The 22996-nt window shown below is 44.8% G+C and carries 24 protein-coding genes, 1 tRNA gene and 1 pseudogene; 14 read left to right on the forward strand and 12 right to left on the reverse strand.

All coding sequences use genetic code 11. The features are described from left to right. Nucleotides 1-538: 538 nt before the first annotated feature. The 3 genes from QUA54_RS09820 to QUA54_RS09830 form a co-directional block, all read right to left on the reverse strand. The gene (locus QUA54_RS09820) at nucleotides 539-850 is read right to left on the reverse strand and encodes a DUF2973 domain-containing protein (protein ID WP_172190716.1); all 312 of its coding nucleotides are present in this window, start codon (nucleotides 848-850) and stop codon (nucleotides 539-541) included. 158 nt (nucleotides 851-1008) lie between these two features. Further along, entirely contained in the window at nucleotides 1009-1338 is a 330-nt protein-coding gene (locus tag QUA54_RS09825; RefSeq protein ID WP_172190717.1) for a DUF2605 domain-containing protein, read from the reverse strand. Nucleotides 1339-1505: 167 nt separating this feature from the next. Further along, nucleotides 1506-1724: a hypothetical protein gene (locus QUA54_RS09830; protein ID WP_333414387.1), complete on the reverse strand. Its 219-nt coding sequence runs from the start codon at nucleotides 1722-1724 to the stop codon at nucleotides 1506-1508. Nucleotides 1725-1747: 23 nt separating this feature from the next. Here QUA54_RS09830 and thrS point away from each other — a divergent pair, with 23 nt between their 5' ends. The 3 genes from thrS (at nucleotide 1748) to QUA54_RS09845 (ending at nucleotide 5425) form a co-directional block, all read left to right on the forward strand. Further along, nucleotides 1748-3577, forward strand: a complete 1830-nt coding sequence (gene thrS, locus QUA54_RS09835) for a threonine--tRNA ligase (RefSeq protein WP_333414389.1) — start codon at nucleotides 1748-1750, stop codon at nucleotides 3575-3577. 162 nt (nucleotides 3578-3739) lie between these two features. Beyond that, a complete protein-coding gene (locus tag QUA54_RS09840; RefSeq protein ID WP_333414390.1) occupies nucleotides 3740-3928 on the forward strand; it encodes a DUF4058 family protein in 189 nt (62 codons plus the stop codon). A 183-nt stretch (nucleotides 3929-4111) separates the two neighbouring features. Next, a complete protein-coding gene (locus tag QUA54_RS09845; protein ID WP_333414391.1) occupies nucleotides 4112-5425 on the forward strand; it encodes an aminotransferase class I/II-fold pyridoxal phosphate-dependent enzyme in 1314 nt (437 codons plus the stop codon). Nucleotides 5426-5587: 162 nt separating this feature from the next. Here the strand turns inward: QUA54_RS09845 and QUA54_RS09850 are convergent. Continuing rightward, nucleotides 5588-6330, reverse strand: a pseudogene (locus QUA54_RS09850) (IS1 family transposase). A gap of 29 nt (nucleotides 6331-6359) precedes the next feature. Here QUA54_RS09850 and QUA54_RS34440 point away from each other — a divergent pair. Beyond that, nucleotides 6360-6722 carry a hypothetical protein gene (locus tag QUA54_RS34440; RefSeq protein ID WP_445301543.1) on the forward strand — a complete coding sequence of 121 codons (363 nt, stop codon included), beginning with the start codon at nucleotides 6360-6362 and terminating at the stop codon, nucleotides 6720-6722. A 25-nt stretch (nucleotides 6723-6747) separates the two neighbouring features. On the opposite strand, the gene QUA54_RS09865 is transcribed toward QUA54_RS34440, so the two are convergent. Next, nucleotides 6748-7683: a DUF1350 family protein gene (locus tag QUA54_RS09865; protein ID WP_333414395.1), complete on the reverse strand. Its 936-nt coding sequence runs from the start codon at nucleotides 7681-7683 to the stop codon at nucleotides 6748-6750. Nucleotides 7684-7782: 99 nt separating this feature from the next. Next, nucleotides 7783-8595 (reverse strand): hypothetical protein, encoded by an 813-nt coding sequence (locus tag QUA54_RS09870; RefSeq protein WP_333414396.1) that lies wholly within the window; start codon nucleotides 8593-8595, stop codon nucleotides 7783-7785. A gap of 433 nt (nucleotides 8596-9028) precedes the next feature. Between QUA54_RS09870 and QUA54_RS09875 the strand changes: the two genes are divergently transcribed. The 6 genes from QUA54_RS09875 (at nucleotide 9029) to QUA54_RS09900 (ending at nucleotide 13349) form a co-directional block, all read left to right on the forward strand. Beyond that, the gene (locus QUA54_RS09875; protein WP_333414397.1) at nucleotides 9029-9247 is read left to right on the forward strand and encodes a DUF3285 domain-containing protein; all 219 of its coding nucleotides are present in this window, start codon (nucleotides 9029-9031) and stop codon (nucleotides 9245-9247) included. 207 nt (nucleotides 9248-9454) lie between these two features. Then, on the forward strand, nucleotides 9455-9991 hold the full coding sequence (gene ybeY, locus QUA54_RS09880; RefSeq protein WP_333414398.1) for an rRNA maturation RNase YbeY: 537 nt from the start codon (nucleotides 9455-9457) through the stop codon (nucleotides 9989-9991). Between the two features lie 161 nt (nucleotides 9992-10152). Continuing rightward, nucleotides 10153-10665: a diacylglycerol kinase family protein gene (locus QUA54_RS09885; protein ID WP_172190726.1), complete on the forward strand. Its 513-nt coding sequence runs from the start codon at nucleotides 10153-10155 to the stop codon at nucleotides 10663-10665. A gap of 177 nt (nucleotides 10666-10842) precedes the next feature. Continuing rightward, on the forward strand, nucleotides 10843-11430 hold the full coding sequence (locus QUA54_RS09890) for an aminodeoxychorismate/anthranilate synthase component II (protein ID WP_333414399.1): 588 nt from the start codon (nucleotides 10843-10845) through the stop codon (nucleotides 11428-11430). 321 nt (nucleotides 11431-11751) lie between these two features. Further along, entirely contained in the window at nucleotides 11752-12534 is a 783-nt protein-coding gene (locus QUA54_RS09895; protein WP_172190728.1) for an MBL fold metallo-hydrolase, read from the forward strand. A gap of 164 nt (nucleotides 12535-12698) precedes the next feature. Then, nucleotides 12699-13349 (forward strand): fasciclin domain-containing protein, encoded by a 651-nt coding sequence (locus QUA54_RS09900; RefSeq protein ID WP_333414400.1) that lies wholly within the window; start codon nucleotides 12699-12701, stop codon nucleotides 13347-13349. Between the two features lie 138 nt (nucleotides 13350-13487). Here the strand turns inward: QUA54_RS09900 and QUA54_RS09905 are convergent, their stop codons facing one another. Together QUA54_RS09905 and QUA54_RS09910 are read right to left on the reverse strand one after the other, a co-directional pair. Beyond that, nucleotides 13488-14423 (reverse strand): cobalamin-binding protein, encoded by a 936-nt coding sequence (locus tag QUA54_RS09905; RefSeq protein ID WP_333414401.1) that lies wholly within the window; start codon nucleotides 14421-14423, stop codon nucleotides 13488-13490. A gap of 66 nt (nucleotides 14424-14489) precedes the next feature. Then, a complete protein-coding gene (locus tag QUA54_RS09910) occupies nucleotides 14490-17198 on the reverse strand; it encodes a phospholipid carrier-dependent glycosyltransferase (RefSeq protein ID WP_333414403.1) in 2709 nt (902 codons plus the stop codon). A 132-nt stretch (nucleotides 17199-17330) separates the two neighbouring features. Here QUA54_RS09910 and QUA54_RS09915 point away from each other — a divergent pair. Next, nucleotides 17331-17403: transfer RNA gene (locus QUA54_RS09915), tRNA-Phe, on the forward strand. A 316-nt stretch (nucleotides 17404-17719) separates the two neighbouring features. Here QUA54_RS09915 and QUA54_RS09920 read toward each other — a convergent pair. Continuing rightward, nucleotides 17720-19009 (reverse strand): aliphatic sulfonate ABC transporter substrate-binding protein, encoded by a 1290-nt coding sequence (locus tag QUA54_RS09920; RefSeq protein ID WP_333414404.1) that lies wholly within the window; start codon nucleotides 19007-19009, stop codon nucleotides 17720-17722. A 220-nt stretch (nucleotides 19010-19229) separates the two neighbouring features. On the opposite strand from QUA54_RS09920, the gene QUA54_RS09925 reads away from it, so the two are divergent. Then, entirely contained in the window at nucleotides 19230-19898 is a 669-nt protein-coding gene (locus tag QUA54_RS09925; protein WP_333414405.1) for a cadmium resistance transporter, read from the forward strand. A 583-nt stretch (nucleotides 19899-20481) separates the two neighbouring features. On the opposite strand, the gene QUA54_RS09930 is transcribed toward QUA54_RS09925, so the two are convergent. Further along, nucleotides 20482-20769: a type II toxin-antitoxin system RelE/ParE family toxin gene (locus tag QUA54_RS09930; RefSeq protein ID WP_333414407.1), complete on the reverse strand. Its 288-nt coding sequence runs from the start codon at nucleotides 20767-20769 to the stop codon at nucleotides 20482-20484. A 9-nt stretch (nucleotides 20770-20778) separates the two neighbouring features. After that, nucleotides 20779-21045, reverse strand: coding sequence for a hypothetical protein (locus QUA54_RS09935; RefSeq protein WP_333414408.1), 267 nt, complete (start codon nucleotides 21043-21045; stop codon nucleotides 20779-20781). Between the two features lie 184 nt (nucleotides 21046-21229). On the opposite strand from QUA54_RS09935, the gene QUA54_RS09940 reads away from it, so the two are divergent. Together QUA54_RS09940 and QUA54_RS09945 are read left to right on the forward strand one after the other, a co-directional pair. Beyond that, nucleotides 21230-21451: a helix-turn-helix transcriptional regulator gene (locus QUA54_RS09940; RefSeq protein ID WP_333187484.1), complete on the forward strand. Its 222-nt coding sequence runs from the start codon at nucleotides 21230-21232 to the stop codon at nucleotides 21449-21451. Next, a complete protein-coding gene (locus QUA54_RS09945) occupies nucleotides 21452-22063 on the forward strand; it encodes a ScaI family restriction endonuclease (RefSeq protein WP_333197116.1) in 612 nt (203 codons plus the stop codon). It abuts the gene before it with no gap. Here the strand turns inward: QUA54_RS09945 and QUA54_RS09950 are convergent. Continuing rightward, on the reverse strand, nucleotides 22055-22903 hold the full coding sequence (locus QUA54_RS09950; protein ID WP_333414410.1) for a site-specific DNA-methyltransferase: 849 nt from the start codon (nucleotides 22901-22903) through the stop codon (nucleotides 22055-22057). The two genes, QUA54_RS09945 and QUA54_RS09950, sit on opposite strands and share 9 nt — an antisense overlap. Between the last annotated feature and the right edge of the window lie 93 nt (nucleotides 22904-22996).

Raw genomic sequence — 22996 nt, forward strand, 5'->3', positions numbered from 1 at the left:
ATGACAAAACAGGATCGATAGGAGGTTTAGATCGATCGCTTTTCAGTATCTGATACATTTATGCGTCATAACACGACTGTTTAAGTCATATCATGCTGGCAATATCACTTAGACGAATCTAAGCAGAGGTATCGCTCCAAGACCTTGAGATCTTCCCAAAGTCACCTGCTTTTACGTCTAGGTTTTGACGCTAACTCATCTATTCAGGCTTGGATTCGGGCGTTAGCACTCTCACCATTCAGACTTGTTAGGCACCGCTTGCGGATATCTTGCATTATACTATTCTTGAGTTATTTGATATCAGTGCGATCGGTATAGGTTTTTGACGATCGAGCTACTTGGTAATTAAACTTTATAAAAGCACAAGTAATTGGCTATTAGTTAAAAACTAACGACCAATTATTTTGAGGACTGATCCCAAGAAACCCGGTTTTTACCCACAATGTATGAATAAACCGGGCTTCTGACACCGAGCGTGTAAGTCCTATTTTTTTTTGAGGCATCGCGCCTGAGTATAAATGCTGCGGCTGTGGTTGTATCAGGCTAGTTCGCCCCCTTCGTCGTTGCCTCCCGGAGATGATTTGTAGAGAGCATCTAATTGTTCGCGGGCGTCTTGGACAGTCAGCGAACGCATCACTAACAGTGGCTCATTGACAATGTTGCCGTGTTCGTCTAAAAGTTCTGGATGCGGTACAGATTGAGAGCGAGGAGAGGATGCGTAGGGATTATTTGCCCTGAATTGTTGAGGGCGCTGGGACTCCATACCTACGGTGACGAGACTGCGGATTAAGTTACCGACTGCCAGAAAGGCAAGAACGGTAAAAGCTAAAATATAAAGCAGGTGCAACATTATTTTCTCCTCCGGGCTAAACAGCCACACAGCAATTTACAAATGTGTTTCAGCAAGTAATAACTTATTAACTGGAAATCTGTTTGAGTTTGTCAAGTCAGCCAACACATTTCCACAAGTTTGGGATTTGAGTGCAAGTTTAACTTGAATTCGGTTCCTTATTTTCCTGGGGGAGCTGACTGCAATGAGCGAAAGCGCGCCGATACTTGCCAGCATTCGGCGAGCAGTCTGTGCCACGGCATCAGTGCTGCGGTTTCAATGCCAACTTGACCTCCAGTTGCTTGAAATAGAGCTTTAGCAGCGCCTACTTCTTGCTGAGCCTGCTTGACTCGCGCCAGCAAGTCAGATTGATCTTCGCCGCTGAGAAAGGGAATTTCCTCAGTTTCTAAAAGCTTTGCCGATCGGTCGAACCAGTAATTGAAATCCTCTAACAGCGGTTCCAGTAACGCTTTGAGCAATTCTGATTCGGGCAAGTTGGAATTAAGCATGGATCAAAAATGGGTTATTTATCTATTATAGTCTTAGACGGTCTTTACAAATTGTAACATATTTTTAACAAACATTCAAAAATTTAACAACAATTAGCAGGTGGGTGTGAATAAATTTAATTGTGTCAGCAGCGATTTTTGAGTCGAAATCGCAAAATTCTGCCAAATTAGTTCGCGATCTCATGGGTGGTTAGAAACCGGGTTTTTTCAGGCGATACTTCGTTACAGCCCACCAAAATAGTAAAAACCTGGTTTCTGAGAGTCGGAGTGCGTCCCCGACTAAACGTCGCAACCATCAGGGCCGTTGCTGTAATTTCCCAGGGTTTGCCCCAGCCGCAAGTCGGCGCTTGCTGTCCCAATCTGAGTAATATAGAAGCAACTGCCACTAAATTAATTGCTAATTCAGCCGATGTCTAGCTCAGAATCCATGTCCGCTCCAGAAGAGTCCGTTAAGATTGAGTTGCCCCGCACGAGTGAGTCGGAGGCACTAAAAAAAATTCGCCACACCACCTCCCACGTTATGGCGATGGCGGTGCAGAAGTTATTTCCCAAGGCGCAAGTGACGATCGGCCCTTGGATTGAAAACGGTTTCTATTATGACTTTGACACTCCCGAACCTTTTACGGAACAGGATTTAAAAGCCATTAAAAAAGAGATGATCAAAATCATCAACCGTAAATTGCCTGTAATTCGCGAAGAAGTCAGCCGCGAGGAAGCGGAACGGAGAATTAAGGAGATTAACGAACCTTACAAATTAGAAATTTTAGAAGGTTTGATCGAACCAATTACTGTTTACCATTTGGGCGAGGAATGGTGGGATTTGTGCGCGGGGCCTCACTTGGATAATACCAGTGAGTTGAATCCAAAGGCGATCGAACTCGAAAGCCTAGCAGGCGCTTACTGGCGCGGCGACGAAACCAAAGCTCAGTTGCAGCGCATTTACGGCACAGCTTGGGAAACTCCCGAACAATTAGCAGCATACAAACACCGCCAAGAAGAAAGATTAAGGCGCGATCACCGCAAATTAGGCAAAGAATTAGGCTTGTTTATCTTTGCTGATGCGGTGGGCCCCGGCTTGCCTTTGTGGACGCCGAAAGGCACTGTTTTGAGAAGTATTTTAGAAGATTACTTGAAACAAGAACAAATCAAGCGCGGCTATTTGCAAGTAGTGACTCCGCACATCGCCCGAGTCGATTTGTTCAAAATTTCTGGACACTGGCAGAAATACAAAGAAGATATGTTTCCGCTGATGGCAGAAGATGCAGAAGCGGCAGCAAACGAACAGGGTTTTGTAATGAAACCTATGAACTGCCCTTTTCACATTCAAATTTACAAAAGCGAATTGCGTTCCTATCGCGAACTGCCGATGCGCTTAGCGGAATTCGGCACAGTTTACCGCTACGAACAATCGGGAGAATTGGGCGGTTTAACGCGGGTGCGCGGCTTTACGGTCGATGATTCCCACTTGTTTGTCACGCCGGAACAGTTGGATCAGGAATTTTTGAATGTGGTGGATTTGATTCTGTCAGTATTCAAGAATCTGCAACTGAAAAACTTTAAGGCGCGTTTGAGTTTCCGCGATCCGAACAATTTGGAGAAATACATCGGTTCTGATGAAGCTTGGGAAAAGGCTCAAGGTGCAATCCGCCGCGCGGTGGAAACTTTGGGAATGAATTATTTTGAGGGAATTGGGGAGGCGGCTTTTTACGGGCCGAAACTCGATTTCATTTTCCAAGATGTCTTGGATAGAGAATGGCAATTAGGAACTGTTCAGGTAGATTACAATTTGCCAGAACGTTTTGATTTGGAATACGTTGCTGAAGACGGCACTCGCAAGCGTCCGGTGATGATTCACCGCGCTCCTTTCGGTTCTTTGGAACGCTTGATCGGGATTTTGATCGAGCAGTATGCCGGGGATTTTCCGCTATGGTTAGCGCCGATTCAGGTGCGGTTGCTGCCTGTCAGCGCCGAATTTTTGCCGTTTGCGAAGGAAGTGGCGGCGAAGATGAAAGCGCTAAATATTCGCGCAGAAGCTGATGAGAATAGCGAGCGTTTGGGCAAGTTGATTCGCAATGCTGAGAAGGATAAAATTCCGGTGATGGGTGTTGTGGGTGCTAAGGAGGTTGAGGCGAATAGTTTGAATATTCGGACTCGGGCTTCTGGGGAGTTGGGGGCGATTTCGGTTGATGAAGTGATTGCGAGGTTGCAGGCGGCTATTAGCAGTTACGGCGATTTTTAGGGGATTTTAATCGCAGATTGTAGAACGGGCGACACGCCCGTTCTACAATTGACTTAATGGGCGTCTCTCCCGTTCCACGATTTACTTAACGGGCGAGACGCCCGTTCCACAATTAATGCAAATGATAAGCTGTGGTGCATTTAATTTTCACAATCCTCTCCCTTGCCTTTGCGGGCGGGCGATGCGGAACCAATTGTAGATTTACAATGGTTATTAAATGGGGTTTACTATCATCGCGCCGCCTATGACTTTAGAATCGATTACACCGCCGCACCCCGAACTGCGCTGTCGGAAACCGATGCTGTTTGGGCGAATGCTATGTTGCGAGAGAGGGGATTGATCGAATGGTAGAGGGATGTTTAAGTGCGAGCGATATGGAAAAATTATTAAATACGCTCATACTTATGGTAAACAAGTGGTAAACAAGGATATAAATGTCAAGAATGTGGGCGACGGTATTTTGTTCATGAGTATAATTTATCGTTAAGGCGAGTTCCGTGACCTGCAATTACTATACACTACTACCCAATTACTATGAACGACATAAGTAATCGAAATAAGCTTATCCCAGATCTAACAAGTGAAGGGAAGACTCACTTTATCTCACCACGCTTACTAAAGTTATTAGATTGCCAGACCCCTATAAGTCAATTTTTTGCCCAAGCGACCTATATGAGTCGCCGAACTGAGCCGGAAAGTATTGATTTTACTTTCGGTGATGCCCATGAAATACCACCTCCAGGGTTTGTAGAAGCCTTACAGCGTTGGAGTGTACCGCAAAATCAAGGGTGGTATGGCTACAAGGGAAATATTCCAGAATCACGGATCACTGTATCCGCTGCTCTTCAGGATAAACGCGGACTTTCTATATTGCCTGAAGATATTTTTATGACCAATGGTACTGTAGTTGGTTTGGCGATTTGTCTGCAAATGTTAGCTGGTGAGGGAGATGAGGTAATTATTTTGACTCCACCCTGGTTAGGTTATAGGAGTATGGTGCATTTTACCGGTGCGGTTCCGGTGGGTGTGCCTGTGGATACAAACAGCTTTGATATGGATTTGCAGGCGATCGCATCTGCAATTACAGAACGGACTCGAGCAATCATTATCAATTCGCCCCACAACCCTACAGGTAAGATTTTTTCAGCTAGTACCCTGGAGGGTTTGAGTGGTATACTTAACGAGGCTTCTAAGCGCTATGGCAAGCCTATTTATATTATTTCCGATGAAGCCTTCAGCCGCATTGTTTTCGACAACCAGACTTGTTGCAGCCCTACTCAGTTTTACCCATTTTCTTTGTTAGTATATGGCTATAGTAAGACTTTAATGGCACCCGGTCAACGTATAGGGTATATTGCTTTACCTCCCACTATGCCTAATCGGGAAGAAATAAGACGAATCATTTCCCTCCTACAACAAAGTCCTTTTGGTTGGTGTTATCCTAGTGTGCTCATGCAGTATGCCTTAGGAGACTTAGAGCAACTAAACATAAATATTGAGCATTTACAAAACAAGCGAGATCGGATGGTGAAGGCACTCCGGGATATGGGTTACAACCTGTATAACCCTGATGGGACGTTCTTCCTCTTGGTGCAATCACCTTGGGATGATGACCTTGCTTTTGCGGAGTTATTAGCAACTCAAGATATATTTGTTTTACCAGGAACTCCCCAGGAAATACCCGGTTACTTCCGAATTTCCCTTACTGCTAACGAAGAAATGATTTCGCGTTCTCTACCCAAATTCCAAGCCGCGATGGAATACACTGTTGCTAACCCACTTGGTTACTCCTCTTCTGTTACTAAGCGACAGAGTATAATAGAACAAAATCACTCAAACCAGAGCTAGGTCTATGGTTAACCCTCGCCAAGCTAATTCAACCTTGAAATTGATTGAAGAGTATTGTCGCTATTACACAAATCTGTTTTCAGAAGTTAGAAGCTTTCAAGCTTTTACACACCTTCATACTGGTATAATTTCTGAGATGGCATTGCTGAATAGGGGTATGGTTTAGCGAGATCGTGCGGTGAGTAATTCTCGACCGAAATAATTAATTGAATCGGGAACGGGAACATCATTAAACCTGAGATAATGAATAAGTAGTTTAATTGGAGATATGAGCAACTTGTTGTCTGATGCCAGAATCACAAAGAGTATTTCGTTTTAAGCGAGCCAGATATTGTCTTAATCTTGTGTTTTCACCTGCAACCGCAAGTCATGTATGTTTTGCACATAATTTGGTTTCCATCGGTCATAAACATTGCATAAACTTTCGGGCCATCGGTCACATAAAAATAGCATCCCCATCTACTAACTACATTCCACAAAGGTTCAAACGTTTTAGCACGCTCGGTCTCCTAATACCCATCTTAGAATACCTGGTCTAAAGTAATCTACTGCTGTCGGCACCCAGATTGTGTTTTTTTGCTCCGACAAATGTTTGTAGCTCATTTAGTTATCCTACTTCTGGAATTGTCTCGCTTATCGTAAGCCGATGGTAGCAGTTTTCCAACTTGCTTGAGCCAATTAATTATTGTCGTGTGATGCAGGATTTTGACTCTCTTGCTCGCACGAAAGCCCATCCCATTGAGATACATCTTTAGGTATTCATATTTAACTTCTTGCGCCTAACTATGGTGGGTTTGATAGCAATCTCTAAGTTGCCTGCCACAGTCAACACAAATATAATTTTGCTTGCCTTTATTCTGCCCATTTTTATTAACATGAGTAGACTTACCTTCAGGACATTTCATTGGCTTTGACTTTCAGTTAATTGGTTTTTGTGAATCGCTCACTCGCTCTATCGCACCTCAATTCAACAACGCCAGGAAAAGATTGGCAATGTTCAAGGGAAAGCTGCTACTTTGCACCAACTAGCACGAATTTATGCGGATCAAGGGGAAGTAGCCAAGGCGATCGCATTTTATCAAGAACTCTCGAACTTAAGGAAAAGATTGGCTATGTTCGAGTAAAAGCTGCTACTTTCGCAATGTTGGGACAGTTGTTAGCAGATAAGAAGGGAGATTTTGACAAAGCCTTGAATTATTTACACCAATCTTTGGACATTTTGCAGCATTTGCGATCGCCCGAGGCGGACAAAGTGAGGAAAATTATTGCTAGGGTTCAGCAGATGGCTGGAAATTGAAGGTGAGTTGGCAGTTTATACAATGTTAAGCGCCTAACCGCTTTTTCAAAGCCTCCAAAAAATGAACAGACCAATATTCAAGGAATCGGCTTTTCAGAGGTTTGACGAATTTATCCCAAGCATTGAGGTCAACAATATAATTACCGATTTTGATGCCAATCGGCTCTAAATGTTTGCCTTCTATTTCCTTGCTCAACAAAGGCACTTTTCTATTACTTAGCTGTTCTATGAGCCAAAGTACATCGCTGTTTTTTTGTTGTTCGGGACTTTTGTTGATATCATTGGTAGAACCAGCAATTTCATCTCGATCGAAAGAAATTATTGCAGTCAAATTAAACAGAGAACTATTAGCAATAAAGCATTGAGTTTGTTCTCTGGTTGGCAGCACTCCTAAGCGGAATTTGTCTAACAATTGTGCTAGCGCTCGCACTGGAATAGCGCTCTCTGTATTGCTGATATCAGGAGCAATTAATAAAGACGGCTGGCCTTTAATTGAAGGTCGGTCGATGCCCAGATTTTCGATTAAGCTTTGAATCTGTTCGTAGTCAGGGCGATCGCAGAACTTATCCACAATATTTGGATACCGATCGTCGCTTAAAAATTCTAAAAGAGCAATGTACTTGCATCCCAGACTGTGACCAACCCAAAAATAACTCGATGGTTCTTGATAAATTTCGCTTTCATAGCCTAATCTTTGAGCAATCTCGGTCAGTTCTGTTCTCAGTATCTCCTGCTCTTTTAATAACCCGATAGCGATCGGCCAGTGACGAAAAGTAAATCTAAATGGCAAAGCAACTACGGTATAACCTTCTTCAAACAACTGCTGTAAAAAATATCGATAAAACAAAGTTGGCAAACTACCAAAAAAAGTTCCACCAATAAATTGAACAACACCTTTGGGCTGCGGGTGAACAGCTACCCAACTAAAAGAAACAGGCTGAAATCTAAATAAGTTCGACATTTGAATAAAGCTCAGTGAGTGTATAAGTGGGCGTAATTAAACGTAATCAAACGTAAGGTGGGTCTTGCCCACCTTACAGTTACTTACCCTTTAACAGTTCTAGCTGCGAGACATTCTGACAGGAATATCAAATTTGTCCATCACTGTATTTAGCTCTTGCAAATTGATATCGTTGGTATCGATTTGGGCCAGCAGTTGCACTAGCATTTGAGCTTTTTCTGAATTGTCAGCGTCCAAACTAGGCAAGTCCAAAGTACCGTTGCGCAACTCTTCCAAAATCGGCGCAACAATTGGCAAATGGATGATGATTGGTTGACCAGGTTCAGGAGGAATCTCGTTCAAGGCTTTTCCACTGGCGATCGCTAAAGTGTAATTAATTTGATCGAAGTCTAGTGGAGCTTTAGCTGCTAGTGGCGAGAACTCATTCGGCAAGAAAGTACCGCGAATTTCGGGATTCAATAATACCTTGACTGGTTTTTCGCTTTGCGGTACAGGGATCGGAAAGCTTCGGCGCGGCGGCAAAAACAAGGAGACATATCCGCGCACTTCTAACAAACCTGGGGTCAAACTTCCTGGCAGAATTGGCAACAATTCAACAGATGCAGTTTTGTGAGCGGGGATTGTGAAAAATCCTCGATATACCTTCGGTTTCCCCGGGTGCTGAGTCAGAGTTACAGAAGTGTTATTGCCTTCAACGTCAACAACTAAGAAAGCGTTGTTGAGCAAGATTTTATTAGGATCTGCCGGCACGGGTAAGCTAACGGTAAACTCAATCCGATATCGCAAGTCGATCGCTTCGAGATTGGAGATGGTGAGAAAGTATCCCTGAACGACTCGGCGAGCAACAGCTTCAAGGCCACCAATCGGAGGTGCGATCGGCTTTGTGAGGATTTCAAAGGTGGAAATTTCCATGTTGTTGTCAGAGTAATTTAAGTTTGTGGTTTGGTCTTTAGCCGGAAAATTTTGTTTGTGTTTTTCCGTGGCTATATCTATGAATAACTGCTGGTCGCGATTGGTTAACAGTCGCTTTTTCTGGTGACACTCGTGTGAGTTAACTCAAATGAGTGTCGCTTGAAAAAGCGACTTGACAATTAAAAAATTTTTGTTAAACCGCTTAGGAACGCGGTTCGGGAATTTAATTTATCCTTGTGTATCTGGGGATGAAGATAAAATATCGAATCGATCGTCAGCCCGATCGCACATTAATCTGTTGGTATAATCCTCGTTAAACAGACCCGCGACCCTCTGAAACCTAAAAAATCCTACACAAAACGTTACATATTTGTTACTATCGGGGCGAGCCTGTCCTCAGCAGCCCCTTTGTTAACCTTCTAAACTAACGACTATGAGTCAACATCCCTCAGCAATTCCCGCTTCCGAAGAGTCCGCCGAAACCCCGACAGCGCCGACAAACACTGCACCTCCACCGAGTTATGTCAAGCTGGCGATGCGGAACATGGTTCGCAAGCGGGCGACTTCTTTGTTTCACTTTGCCTTGACAGCGGCGGGACTTTTAGGCGTACTCGTCGGTTTGGCTTTTCTCGATCGATATTTCAATTCTTAATCGGGGATTTAAACAATCAGCCTTTAATTTCCGCTGATGTTTTTCATCTTTCATAATCGGGAGTTAAACTGATTGTGTTCCCGGCCAGTTGCAATTTTCAACAGATTATTGTAATGTGCCTGCTGAAAGCAAAAAGTCTATTAGCTCGATCGCGGAATTGGAATTTGTAAAAAAATTGAATATATCCCTTGACAGGAGATCAAAAAAATGTTAATAGAGGTGAACGTCGAAGACTGTTACGGGCTCGCCCAGCAGTCAGCCGACGCTTCCAGCCTCCCTGAGATTGCAGCCAGCGGGGAGATTTCAGCCGAAACCTGGGAAAATTGGTTTAGCGTTTGGCTAGAAAACCAGGCGGCCGATGTGCCAGTTGCCCCGGGCTACGAAGTCAGTCTGCGTTTAACAGCCGATACGGAGATGCAATCCCTCAACCTCCAGTACCGCCAGCTCGATCGACCGACCGATGTACTAGCCTTCGCAGCTTTAGAGGTAGACTGTCCTCAACTAGAGGAAATGCAGTCATCTGAACCTTTATACTTGGGTGATATCGTCATCTCGATCGATACAGCTCAGCGACAAGCCCAGCAGCAAGGACATCCCCTGAAAACCGAACTAGCTTGGCTCGCAGCCCACGGTTTTCTACATCTTTTGGGCTGGGATCACCCGGATGAAGAAAGTCTGACTCAAATGCTCGATCGACAAGAAACATTGCTGCAGGCGATCGGTCTTGCGATCCAAACAGGATAACTGAAGTTGATGGTTACTTAACAAATCATGTCAAGCCCAACATAACTTTCTGAAATTAAACCAGAACTTTAGTAAAAACTTAGAAAAGTTACCTAGACTTGATGAAGTTAATTTGAAAAGTTTAGCTTTCATTCATCTCTGTAAATTAAAGTTGGTTCTTTATGACACTAGATAGACCCTCAATTTCATCACAAATCGCACAGTTTCTGCCCATGCCTCAAGACTCTTCTAGCCAGACAGTCCACGAGTCTAAAAAAGCCTTGAAATACAACCGAGAGCTGTCCTGGAAAATCGCATCTAGCTTAGCTACGAGTTTTAGATACGCTTGGGGGGGTCTGAGTTATGCTTTTGAAACTCAGCGCAATTTTCGGATTCACACAATTATAGGAACATTGGCGATCGGACTCGGGCTATTTTTGCAACTGAAACCTGTAGAAATATCTGTGATCGGCGTCACCATTGGCATAGTTTTAGCAATGGAACTTTTGAATACGGCGATCGAATCGGTGGTAGACTTGACAGTCGGGCAATCTTACCACGAACTAGCCAAAATTGCCAAAGACTGCGGTGCCGGAGCGGTTCTGGTATCGGCAATGGCTGCGATCATAGTCGGTGCTGCACTTCTGCTGCCTCCTTTGTGGGCAGTCGTTCAAATTGCGATCGCCCGTCAGTAACTTATTAGACCCAGAAAATTTTAGGTTTTAGATGACCAATTTGAGATTTTTAGTTTTATTCGTCTATATTGCAGCTATTTTTATCTTCGGCATCTATCTAAAATCTTCAAACCCTTGCTTTCAGGGAGCGAGTCAATCTAAAATCTAAAATCTAAAACCTAAAATCTAACTTAACCCGTGATTATAGTCATCGATAACTACGACAGTTTTACATACAATTTGGTACAGTATCTAGGAGAACTGGGTGCTGAGTTGCCTGTAGCAAGCGAAGTGCAAGTCTACCGCAACGACCAAATTTCCTTAGCACAAATTCGCCAATTGCAGCCTGCCGCAGTGGTGATTTCTCCAGGCCCGGGGCGGCCGGAAGATGCGGGAATTTCTCTGGAATTAATCAAAGAATTAGGCCCGACTTTACCAATTTTAGGCGTGTGCCTCGGACATCAAAGTATCGGTCAAGTATTCGGCGGCAAAATTGTTTCTGCGCCCGTGTTGATGCACGGCAAAACTTCTCAGGTAGAACACGCAGGCACCGGAGTTTTTCAGGGCGTGGAATCGCCGATGATTGCAACTCGCTATCACAGTTTGGTAATTGAAAAGCAGAGTTGTCCAGAAGTTTTGGAAATTACCGCTTGGGTTGAAGACGGAACTATTATGGGCGTGCGGCATCGAGAATATCCGCACATTGAAGGTGTACAGTTTCACCCGGAAAGTATTTTGACGACTTCGGGAAAGCAATTATTGCGAAATTTCTTGGAACGGCTTTAGTTGGGTTTTGAATTTTGAGTTTTTGTCTGCATCTTTCGGGTGCGAAATCCACACCTGACTGTTCAAATTATCTAAATCTTTAGGGTGGCACTGCGAACTTTACGGTAAAACTAGGGTGCAGATTTTCGCATCTCAACCGCCCACAAAAGGATACAAGCCCCAAAAATGGTCGTGGTGAACCCCAAATTTTAGACGAAAGTTCCATATCCCTGATTCATCTGTGGAGTAAATCTAAAATCTAAAATCTAAAATCTAAAATCGATTGACTGTGTTTTGTGGTATAACAACAAACGACCAACACCCGACAACCCCAACCACAAGATGAAACGGCGACAATTAATACGTTACGCACAGACGGGTTTGCTAGCAGCTTTAGCAACTGGTTTACCATCTGGATGGGAAAGCTATCAAGCTCAAACTGCTGATTCTTTGTCGGTTCAGTGGTTGGGCCACACTTGCTTCTTGTTCGCCGGAGGCGGTGCGAGGGTGCTGGTGAATCCTTTTCGCCCCCTGGGCTGTACGGCAGGCTATCGTTCTCCTAAAGTGCCAACAGATTTGATTCTGATTAGCAGCCGGTTGCTCGATGAAGGGGCGATCGACGGATTTGCGGGCAATCCCGGCCTTTTGTACGAGCCTGGGGCTTACAGGTCTAACGGGCTGCGGATTCAAGGGATTCGGACGGAAAAAGACCGTGAGGGAGGACGGCGATTTGGGGTCAATGTGGCTTGGCTGTGGCAGCAAGCGGGCGTTAAGATTTTACACTTGGGGGGAGTTGCTGGCCCGATCGGCATTGAAGAACAAATCTTGATCGGGCGGCCCGATGTAGTGCTGATTCCCGTGGGCGGCGGGCCGAAAGCTTACACTCCGGCGGAAGCGAAGCAAACTTTGCAACTTCTCAAACCGAAGATGGTGATTCCGACACATTTCAAAACCCAAGCCGCCGATGCTGCTGCGTGCGATTTAGTGCCGCTAGATGAATTCTTGGCGCTGATGGATGGTACGCCGGTGCGCCGATTGAATAATGACACGATTTCGATCAAATCTGCTGACTTACCCCAAACTGGTTCGGTGATTGAGGTTTTGAGTTACAGATTTAGCGGTTGATGCCCGATTGCTCAGCTTGCGTTATAGTAAGGAAGTTTTGTTCGATCGGGATTCAAGAGAATTTTCTTGCTATCTTAGCCTCTGGCAACCTTGCTTTTTGTCGAGATTTGGCTAACATAACAATTCATGTTCACTGTTTTATCTCATAAGGAAATGCAAGCGCAATGAAAAATCAAAATTTACCTAGCTGGATGAAACAACTGACAGGTTTCGCAGGAATAATCGGCGCTAGCGCGTTGATTGGTTTCCCGGCTTGGGCTCACATCAACTCCAACACCAGTGTTGCTAATGCAACTCAAACTCAACAAGTTCCAGGAAAGGTGAAAACCGCTGCTTCACCAACACCAACGGGCGCTTCACCGGCACCAATGGGCGCTTCACCGGCACCAATGGGCGCTACTAAGGATATTGTTGCTATTGCATCTGGCGACACTCAATTCAAGACGCTGACGAAGGCTTTGGGAGCAGCAGGTTTGGTTACAACTTTACAAGGAAAAGGCCCTTTCACTGTTTTTGCTCCGACTGACGCGGCATTTGCTGCTTTGCCAAAAGGAACTGTGGAGGATTTGCTCAAACCCGCAAACAAAGCCAAACTTACTAAGATTTTAACTTACCACGTTGTTCCTGGTTCGGTTTTATCTACTAGCCTGAAATCCGGCGATGTTAAAAGTGTTGAAGGCAGCTCGCTGAAGGTGGCTGTTAGCGCAGGCAAAGTTACTGTCAGCGGCGCTAATGTTGTGAAAGCTGATATCAAAGCTAGCAACGGCGTTATTCACGAAATTGACAAGGTGCTGATGCCCCCTGATGTCAAGTAGGACTAGCGTTTTTTCGCTCAAATGATATCAGATTCGGTTAAATAAACGCGAAGTAAGGACACAACAATGTTGTGTCCTTATTTGTATGGCAGGCAATTCAGAATTAATATAGATGAAGCTTTAGCTAGCTGCGGGTATTTACAAAAATGGCTGCCAACCCTTACCCCGATAGCCAAAATCGAAGATTTCGGGATGGAGAATTTCTGCTAAAATTTCTAACGAATCAACCAATCTCGGCCCCGGCCGATTAAAGTAAGAATTGCCGTCAGTTATGTAAACTTTCCCCGTTTTTACTGCTTGCAAATTAGCCCATTCTGCGTATTTAGTTATCTGCATTGCTTCGCTGCGAGTGCGGTTTAAATCAAAGCCGCAAGGCATGAAAATAATTACATCGGGATTAGCTTCTACTAGCGATTCCCATTTTAACCAAGGGGAATGTTCCCCGACAATTCCAAACAGCGAATTGCCTCCCGCCATTGCGACTAATTCGGGAATCCAGTTACCCGCAGCCATCAAAGGTTCAATCCACTCGATGCAGGCTACTTTGGGAAGTCTCTGTTTTGTGGTAAGAATAGATGATGCTTGTGTTTTCGAGGTAATAGCATCGATGCGGGATTGCAAAAGGTCGATCGCACTTTTGCCATTTACGCCCAAAGCATCAGCAACTCGCTGAATATCCGTCCAGATTTCTGCTAGCAGATTCGGCTGCAAAGAAATAATTTCCGGCTTGCTATTTACCAGCGTGTTTACCGCTTGTTCAACCTCTGTTAGAGAACAAGCGCAGACTTCACATTGAGCTTGAGTAATAATGTGAGTCGGCTGCAATTTTTCCAAAGTATCTATTTCTACTTTATAGACACTCAGCGCATTTTGCAACAATTCTGTCACGCGGTTGTGAATTTCGCTGCTAGTTCCTTCGGGATTGAATTTAGGCTGAGTGCAAACAGGTAAATTTTGGATTTCTGGGGGATAATCGCATTCGTGGGAACGGCCCACAATTGCATCCGTTAATCCTAAAACTGCTACAATTTCGGTGGCACTGGGAATTAGAGAGACAATTCTTGGTTGGTTCATTGGTTTTCTGTTTTTTACCGCTTCGCAAGCACAGGCGGGATGCCCGTGCCACAATAAAAGGGATTGTTAAATTTTTAGTTTTTTTAAGTATTGCAAATCTTGCCATGCTTGGATGAGATTACCTTGCATCAGTTCCGCTACACCGTTTAAAACTCTAATTTCCGGTAGGTTGGAGTTGAGAGCTAGAGCAGGTTTTAAGGCTGTTTGAGCGGCTTTGGGATGCCAGCCGTACAGGTGTACGAAAGCGAGATAGGCGTATGCGTAAGGGTTTTTTGAGTCGAGTTGAGTGACTTTTTCTAAGGCTGCGATCGCACTTTTGACATTCTGCTGCAATACCCGAGAAAATGCCAAAGCATAAGCCAATTCTAGATTATTTGGTTCCTGTTTCAACCGATATTCTAACGCTTGTTCAGCTTGCACGGTATAATCTTGAATTGGATCGTACTGATTGATGCGCCCAATCTGCTCGAACACGGGTTCTAAACCGGGCAATCCTTTGGGTAAATTAACCGCCATCGCCCGCAATTGAGTCACCAAATCTAACTCAGGCTTATCAGTATTATCCTCGTTTCCAGGCTCTGCCTGAGAACGCATATCCAGAGGATCTGCCTCGATTTTAACACTAACTGCCGGCACATTTATCGGATAAGTTTCGCCGGTTTTCCGATTTAGATAAGTAGCTTGCAGATTGTAAGTTCCCGGTGCAATATTAGCAGGAGGAAGCATCGCCGTGCGATCGACAACTCGAAACCCCACAGCAAATTTATCCGCTTCCAGCATCCCCGGATGCAAAGTCGCCTGGGCGATCGCGCGATCGTGTAAAATCCTGAAAGTCTGTCCCGGTGGAATATCGCCAGACTGCTGATTTTGCCACGTTACCAACACTAAACCAGACTGCAACTGCTGCCAAGGCCCAGACCAAGTATAAGTAACCGGCAGCGCGACTCCGGGAACTGCTTTTGCAGCGACAGTAACTCGATCTAATTGTACTTGCGATCGCGCTTCATTCAACGGCTGTATTTCGACAGGCTGCACTCGCTTCCGATAAAGATTTAAATTAGTATAATCTGGCAAAACCCAAGTTTTATCTAACTCAAATTGATCGCCTTTTTCAATCGCGGTTACGGCTGCATTTTGAGCTGTTTTAATCCGTTCGCGAATCGAACCTTGCGGGCCACTTTTAGTTACGAACCAAGAGAGCGATCGCACATCTTGCGGCACTTGTTGTAAATTCGTTCCCACCTGCCGCCCGTAAACCTGAAAATTAGCCAAAGCACCGTAAAAATTCAAATTATGCTGGTTAATTTCCGGCGTCGAAGGCAACACGCCTAAAGTAGATTGCAAATAAGGTTCCCTATCAATAATTTCGGCAATTACCTCTCGGTGCGGCCACTCTTTCCCCAAGTAAGGATAGTTAGAATTGCCGGGACTGATAATTTGGACTAAGCTATGTCCAAAAGCACCTCCCAGCGGCCACATATGGAACAGCATTGCCAGAATTGCCAAGCCAATTGTACCCCAGCGAATTTGTCGTCCCCACCGAGAAGGCCACAGCGTTAAACAGTAGGCTAAGAAAATAGATAAAACTGGCAAATAAGGTATCACATATCGGTCGTCTTTGTTGATATTTAGAGAATTAATTAAATAAGCTCCTCCCCAGAAAACAGCCAGCCACCGACAGGAGTTGAGATAAAAGATGGACGAACTATCTTGCCGGCGGCGCCAATAAAGTATCAATCCTACTAAGGGAATAAGTAACAGAGGCCAAGAAATGTGTTCGGGTAAGTGCTGACCGTAATAAATCCAAGCGTCGATCGTATTGATGCCCGGATCTCCTTCGGCGATCGCAGAATCCAGCGTTGCCCGTTTTCCCCCGGTCAAAATTAACAGCCAATTGGTTTTTGCCCAGGGCCCAAATACCGCCACCGACAGCAACAGAGCACCAGTTAATTGACCTAATCTCCCCCAAGCTTTTTGCCGCACAGCACCCACAGCCAACCACACAATCGGGGTAAATAGAAATAATACGGTAGTGTGTTTAACTAATATTGATAAACCGAGTGAAATTCCAAAGGCGATCGCCCAAAAGAAAGACGACGGGGAGAGTGAGGGAGTGGGAGAGGGGGAGAGGGGGAGATTGGGGGAGGGGGAGAGGGGGAGATCCGGAGAAGGGGTAAAATCTTCCTTCTTCCTTCTTCCTTCTTCCTTCTTCCTTCTTCCTTCTTCCTTCTTCCTTCTTCCTTCTTCCTTCTTCCTTTTTCCTTCAGAAGCCTTCCACATTGTCAGACAATAGAAAGCAAAAGTAATCGCAGCGGTGAGGGGATAGTCGAGCAAAAATTGCAAGCGGAACCGATAAAGCCCCGGCAACAAAACGCAAATTGCAGCGGCCCACAAACCGACTTGCCGGTTAAACAGTTGGACGCCCAGACTGTAGACTGAGGCGAGGAGAATTGCACTAAATAATAGATGAACGAGGGTTGCCCGATCGCCCCCGGTACCAAAAACCTGAAGAAACGGAACCGTTAAGATATACACCAAGGGCGGAATTTTCGTCGAAAGCAGCCAGAAGTTTGTCCACCACTCCCCGGAAAACCACTGAGGATGCTGCAACGCCTGCAAGTATTTCAGGGTGCTAGTCAGGTAGTCTGCTTGATCCCACGCCGGGACAGATCGATCGAGGGCAAACCAGAGGCGATCGCTAATTGCCCCCAGCAGCCAAATTATGCCCAAGACAAGCAGACTCTTGCCCTCGCTGTCCCGATGTTGCTGTGCCATTGCGATTTTTGGATTTTAGGTTGCAGCTTTTAGCTTACAGGCGGGCGGTTCCGGGCGAGCGAAAATTAATTTGAAAAAGTGCTTGCTAAATTCTGTATGTGTCTGCTAAGATAGTAAAGCGCGAAAAAACAAGCCGGGATAGCTCAGTTGGTAGAGCAGTGGACTGAAAATCCACGTGTCACGAGTTCAAGTCTCGTTCCTGGCATCGCAAAGCCCTCACAAAGTTGAGGGCTTTTTTTTAGGAAAAATGCGGGCAATGCAGCTACAAGATGTAGGTTTGCCGGTGGCGGAGCGACAACCCCGCCGGAAACCCAAACAGAGCTGATATTTGACAGACTTGTGTTCAAAAAAAGATAGCTCGTATCAATTCCGGTTGCACGAGCCAGATGACTGTTGACTGTTGATTCGGGGTCGAAAAACTGAATGATGGTTGAGTGTTGAATGTTGACTCGATTTTACGCCCGACGATGAAGCGCTGATTTGATATCAGACAAAAATTACACTCGATTTTAATTGTCTGATTAATAAGTCCAGTTTTGCTTGGTCTGCAAGCTATAGGTTCCATCTTTCACATTCACGCGCTCAGGAATCAGATCTAAATCTCTAAATATATTTGCCTGGTGCTGTAGGGCCGTGAGCGATTGGTCGTCGATCGGGATAATAGCGCGTTCGGCACTACGTTGCTGTAAAATTTCTACAATGGATGGATCTATTTGATGGTGTTCTGCCAATCGCACAGCAGCTTCTAATTCCTGTTTCTTAGCCCAAGCTCCCGCTTCATTTACCTCTTCTAAAATCACCTTAAGCAAGTCGGGATAGTCGCGTACCAACTCTGGAATCGCGTAGTAATAGGTCGGAACTTCTAAAGAGGCTTTGTCACCAAAGATGCTCTCTAAGTCTGCAATTGAGCGCCCTGGATAAGCACTTCGGACTTGAGTTGTCGTGTAGGGAACCCAAATCACCCAAGCATCGACCTCACCTGCGCGGAATAGGGGCAGCGCCTGTGGCTGGGTCAGATAAATTGGCTCAATGTCACTAAACTCTAATCCCACTTTTGCCAGTGCTCGCACCAGCACATAATGAGCGCTTGAGCCTTTGTCAAAAGCTATCTTTTTACCCTTCAGGTCGGCAACCGTCTGAATTGGCGAATCTTCTGGTACTAGAATCGCTTGACCTTTGGGAGCAGTATATTTTTCTTTAGCCACCCGCACAAACACATGATCTGCTGCTTGCGAGAAGATGCTGGCCGTACCACCGCCCCCGCAGAAATCGATCGCCCCATTGCTTAATGCTTCTATCAGAGCAGAAGCTGATAAGAAGCTTGTCCAAGTAACACTCAGCCCAAATGGTCGCAAACGGCTTTCGAGCCAACCTTTAGCACGCAGGACTTCCAGATTTGTCATACCCTCTGGATAACCGATTTTGAGTTGCTTGAGCCGCCGCGCTTGCTCAGCTAAGGGTGTGTTGCCCGATTGAGCAGAACGGTTAGAAAACCAGCGATCCAAAAATACACAAAAAAGTATGCCCCCCACAAACAGTCCCACCGTTTCCAGTAACCGGATTGTTGATTCTTTAGGCAATTTGACCTGATTTACCTGACTTACTACAGGGGAGAGTACATTGCCAGAGGCAGAAGCGGCAACAGCATGACTGTCAAAAGCCAGACTCAAGACCAAAACCGAGACCAGGCCGATACAAAACAGACCTGCAAACCGATAGGCGACAGATCTACGAGTGGCCGACGAACTGAGCGACCGTAAGATTTTTTGACCTGCGCCTCTAGGCAGAAGGTCAATCAAACGGCTAATCATAATGACTCCTTTGATAAACACAGGTGATGGACGCTGGATGAGCTGAAGATGGGGGATCGAGTCAAAGCACCGCTTGATACGGATCAACTACCAGATTTGCTTGCTCGTTACACCCAATATGCGATACTCACATTATCATACCGAGATGATGGTGATTTTTCACAACGGTTGAGAAATCTGTAGTTTCGGCGATCGGATAGGTGTTGAGTGAGAGATGGTAATGGATTGGTTAATTGCAACAATTAAGATCGGACTGGCTGTTGCTGTCGCAACAACGTTTGACGACAACATTTATCTGACGGCCTTCTTCAGTGAGGTTAATCGTACTTTTCGTCCTAAACACATTGTGGTGGGTGAGCTTGTAGGGTTCACCGCATTAATGATGATAAGTTTAGTTGGTTTTTTGCTGGGGCTAGCAATTCCCTCAACTTGGACGGGGCTACTGGGGATTTTGCCGATACTCATTGGCTTGAATAATTTACTCAACCTTAACAAGGATGATTCAGCCGAAGATAAGTCAGATAATCTGAAAAGAAACTCTAAATTTCACGGATTTGATTCTCGGCAGCGATCGCTCTGGGACGTAATCCGCGATCCGCAGACTTATCGCGTTTCCGCAGTCACGATTTCTAACGGTGGTAACAATCTTGGCATCTATATTCCCCTATTTGCTACTAGCAGCATTCAAAATATGGCTGTGATAGTACCGATTTGCTATTTTATTGTTTGCTGCTGGCTGTTTATGTCCTATACTCTGACGCATCTACCTGGTATTGCTTTGGTTCTCAGCCGTTATGCTAGCAAGATTTTCCCTTTTGTGCTGATGTGGCTGGGTTTCAGAATTCTGATAGACAGCGAATCCTATCGTCTTTTTCTACCGAACGCTTGACAGACAAAGGCGATCGAAGCACCGAAAAAATCCCTGACAACACTACCATTCCCTACAATAAATGAAGAAAAAAGACTTTAACATTATAGAATAATACAAAAAAAGCGAGACCGTAAATCCCAAATTAGTGGTCTATCAATTTAATCTCCTTGCCATTCTCGATCTTGCAATTCCTTTTGAGGGAGTAGCGACGTAGCTTCTATTTCTTGCCTGGTTGCTGTTGTGACTTCGCAGTTACTATTCAAGCAATCGATCGGGAGCATTGGACTGAAAATCCACGTGTCACGAGTTCAAGTCTCGTTCCTGGCATCGCAAAGCCCTCACAAAGTTGAGGGCTTTTTTTAGGAAAAATGCGGGCAATGCAGTCAATTATCGAACTCGATTTGCCTGAAAGTTTAGCTGACGAGATTGATTAATCTGTTCGACGTGAATATTTAAAGCTGTGGAGAAGCGTTCAGACCCGCCGAGAATAGTTTTTAGAGTGAATTATTTAACTGTTTAAAGTTATGATACAAAAGATGGGACGGCTACATAAGATTGACACAAAAGCGTTTCCAACTTCTCGTTCCGTCCTTCCAAACGCTCAGTTTTCATCGGAAAACATTGCATCCAAGTCTTGGAAACCGCTCATCACACGCAAAATTTCGATACCATTCTCAACCACCCGATAAAAGACAATGTAGCCATCGAGCGGTACTCCCCGGAGTGCCGACTTAATTCGATCGTAACTGCGCCCCATATTCGGAAATTTGACTAAGTTGTCACACTGTTTTGACAAACTCCCGAAGCAATCGCTCCCCAGCCTCAATATTGCGCCCAACAAAATAATCACCAATGGCATCCAAGTCTCGGCTTGCTGTTGGAGAGACAAAGCCTCGGCTCATCCCTGAACCTCTCGTGCCTTGCGAAACTTTTCATGCAATTGCTCGATCGCAGTCTCTAAGGGAATTCCCTCACCCCGCGATAGTTCCGCCTCCGCTTCCTCCACCGAAGAGCGCACCTCTTCCACCCACTCGCAATAAAGCTTCCGCGTTTGAGTCAAAGTCTGGAGGGCTTTTGTAATCACCTCTTCCGGCGAGGTAAACTGCCCCAGTGCTAATTGCGCTTCGATCAATTTCACCTGCTCAGGACTCAAAGTAATATTCATAAAAATCTCCGGGAGTCTCGCTGACACAAATCCCTTTTCTAAGAGTAGCGCTACTTTCTAGGCAGTGCGAGCGTCCAGAAAAATGGCTGGACAGTGCCGGATCTGCCAAGTTGATTGAAACTTTTCTTAAATTAACACTCATAGTGTGTAGATTTAAAGCCGTTACAAGCTTTAAATTTTTCTAGTGACAAAAAATATAAAGCTTAAAATATTTGGCGAACAGGTTCGGAAATTGAGAAAAGCTAGGGGGCTAAGCCAAGAGGAGTTAGCTGAACTAGCAGAACTGCATCGAAATTACATTGGCGGCATTGAACGTGGCGAGAGAAATGTTGCACTTCTGAATATTGTGCGTCTAGCTAAAGCTTTGGGAGTATCGCTAAGCGAATTGTTGGAGGGGATAGAGTAAATGACTTCACCTTATGCGGGGCTTGCCACAGCAGATTGGGCAGCAAAAACCAGGGAACTGATAGAGATACATCCACTTAACCCGGATGAAATATATGAAGTAGTAATTCAAGTCTGGCGAGAAATATTTGAATCTAATCTAACTAGCAAAAACTATAAAATAGGTGTCGATTTATTTCCCCGCCCCCAAATTATGGGATACTTTTTGCACGAACTCATCCCATTAGAATTGGCTAGGCGATACCCAGAAATTTGGCGTCGCGAAGAAAATGCTACTGAAAAAGATCTGGTCTGTCTTCTAGATGATTGCTTCTCGATCGAGATTAAAACCTCTTCAAGTAATCGTAATACATATGGAAATCGCAGTTATACTCAACTAAGCACTACTGGTATAGAAGGAAAAAAGAATAAATCGGGCTATTATCTTGTTGTTAATTTCCAGAAATTTAACCAAAAAATTCAAGGCTCACAACTACCGCAGATTAATTTAGTCAGATTTGGATGGTTAGACCGAGAAGATTGGCAAGGTCAAGCCGCTGCAACTGGGCAACAGGCGAAATTGAGTCCTGCAGTTGAACGTTATAAATTGCTGCAATTACCAACTTTAGAATAAAGATAACTGTGCTTCTCTGAGTTCCTTGTCCATCAAAAAATTATCTATTCTACTAGCGACAATCTCACAGTAATCAGCCCTAATTTCAAATCCAATAACTTGTCGCTGCAAACCCAGAGCGACAATTGCTGTAGTCCCGGAACCCATAAACGGATCTAAAACAATGTCGTTTAAATTCGATGCAGACTTGATGATGCGATCGACAACAGCAACAGGAAATTGAGCGGGGTGAGGCGTGCGTTCTTTGGAAGCTCGGTTTTTCCCCGACGTAACTTTTGGGAACTGCCAAACATCCGTCGGATTTTTGCCTTTTAAGTTTACTTTAATCTTGCCGTTCTTTTTCTGATTCGGATATTTCACATTTGGGTCGCGCACTTCATCCAAATTAAATGTATACTTGTCTTGATTTTTTACATACCAGAGAAACTTTTCATTGCGGGGTGAAAAAAACTTGCTGCCCGCAACTCCCGCGCCGTAGTTCCAGACAACTTCTTGAATCAGATAAAAAGGCACTTTGTCCCAAAGCAGGTAGGAAATCGGAATTGCTTTTGCCCGATCGCGAATTGACAAATAACCTAAATTAAGCCAAAACGCTCCTCGCTCGAGCGTTACCCGGTAAACCTCCGCTATCCACTGCTCGCACCAGTTTAAATACTCATCTAACACCAAGAATTTTTCGTACTCTTTGCCGATGTTATAAGGCGGGCTGGTAACGGTTAAATCTACAAATTGATCGGGCAGCAGCTTTAATGCTTCCAAACAGTCCATGTTATAAATTAAGCAATTAGGAGCTTGGAAGTACGGTTTACCTAAAAGCCTCGCGATATCAGTCAAGCTCATGCAATATTAGGGAGATATTTTGTTGACAAAATGCAATAATTATAGTAAATGAGTTAAGAAATATTGTCAAACTCATCGGGACTGGGAATCGCC

Source organism: Microcoleus sp. MOSTC5 (assembly GCF_036701825.1).
GTDB lineage: Bacteria > Cyanobacteriota > Cyanobacteriia > Cyanobacteriales > Microcoleaceae > Microcoleus > Microcoleus asticus.

Coding starts and splice junctions, on each gene's coding strand:
- QUA54_RS09825 (WP_172190717.1), bottom strand. CDS start 1,338: ATGCTTAATTCCAACTTGCCCGAATCAGAATTGCTCAAAGCGTTACTG.
- QUA54_RS09820 (WP_172190716.1), bottom strand. CDS start 850: ATGTTGCACCTGCTTTATATTTTAGCTTTTACCGTTCTTGCCTTTCTG.
- QUA54_RS09895 (WP_172190728.1), top strand. CDS start 11,752: ATGAAACGGCGACAATTAATACGTTACGCACAGACGGGTTTGCTAGCA.
- QUA54_RS09910 (WP_333414403.1), bottom strand. CDS start 17,198: ATGGCACAGCAACATCGGGACAGCGAGGGCAAGAGTCTGCTTGTCTTG.
- QUA54_RS09865 (WP_333414395.1), bottom strand. CDS start 7,683: ATGTCGAACTTATTTAGATTTCAGCCTGTTTCTTTTAGTTGGGTAGCT.
- QUA54_RS09925 (WP_333414405.1), top strand. CDS start 19,230: ATGGATTGGTTAATTGCAACAATTAAGATCGGACTGGCTGTTGCTGTC.
- QUA54_RS09900 (WP_333414400.1), top strand. CDS start 12,699: ATGAAAAATCAAAATTTACCTAGCTGGATGAAACAACTGACAGGTTTC.
- thrS (WP_333414389.1), top strand. CDS start 1,748: ATGTCTAGCTCAGAATCCATGTCCGCTCCAGAAGAGTCCGTTAAGATT.
- QUA54_RS09935 (WP_333414408.1), bottom strand. CDS start 21,045: ATGAATATTACTTTGAGTCCTGAGCAGGTGAAATTGATCGAAGCGCAA.
- QUA54_RS09885 (WP_172190726.1), top strand. CDS start 10,153: ATGACACTAGATAGACCCTCAATTTCATCACAAATCGCACAGTTTCTG.
- QUA54_RS09945 (WP_333197116.1), top strand. CDS start 21,452: ATGACTTCACCTTATGCGGGGCTTGCCACAGCAGATTGGGCAGCAAAA.
- ybeY (WP_333414398.1), top strand. CDS start 9,455: ATGTTAATAGAGGTGAACGTCGAAGACTGTTACGGGCTCGCCCAGCAG.
- QUA54_RS09905 (WP_333414401.1), bottom strand. CDS start 14,423: ATGAACCAACCAAGAATTGTCTCTCTAATTCCCAGTGCCACCGAAATT.
- QUA54_RS09845 (WP_333414391.1), top strand. CDS start 4,112: ATGAACGACATAAGTAATCGAAATAAGCTTATCCCAGATCTAACAAGT.
- QUA54_RS09950 (WP_333414410.1), bottom strand. CDS start 22,903: ATGAGCTTGACTGATATCGCGAGGCTTTTAGGTAAACCGTACTTCCAA.
- QUA54_RS09875 (WP_333414397.1), top strand. CDS start 9,029: ATGAGTCAACATCCCTCAGCAATTCCCGCTTCCGAAGAGTCCGCCGAA.
- QUA54_RS09870 (WP_333414396.1), bottom strand. CDS start 8,595: ATGGAAATTTCCACCTTTGAAATCCTCACAAAGCCGATCGCACCTCCG.
- QUA54_RS09920 (WP_333414404.1), bottom strand. CDS start 19,009: ATGATTAGCCGTTTGATTGACCTTCTGCCTAGAGGCGCAGGTCAAAAA.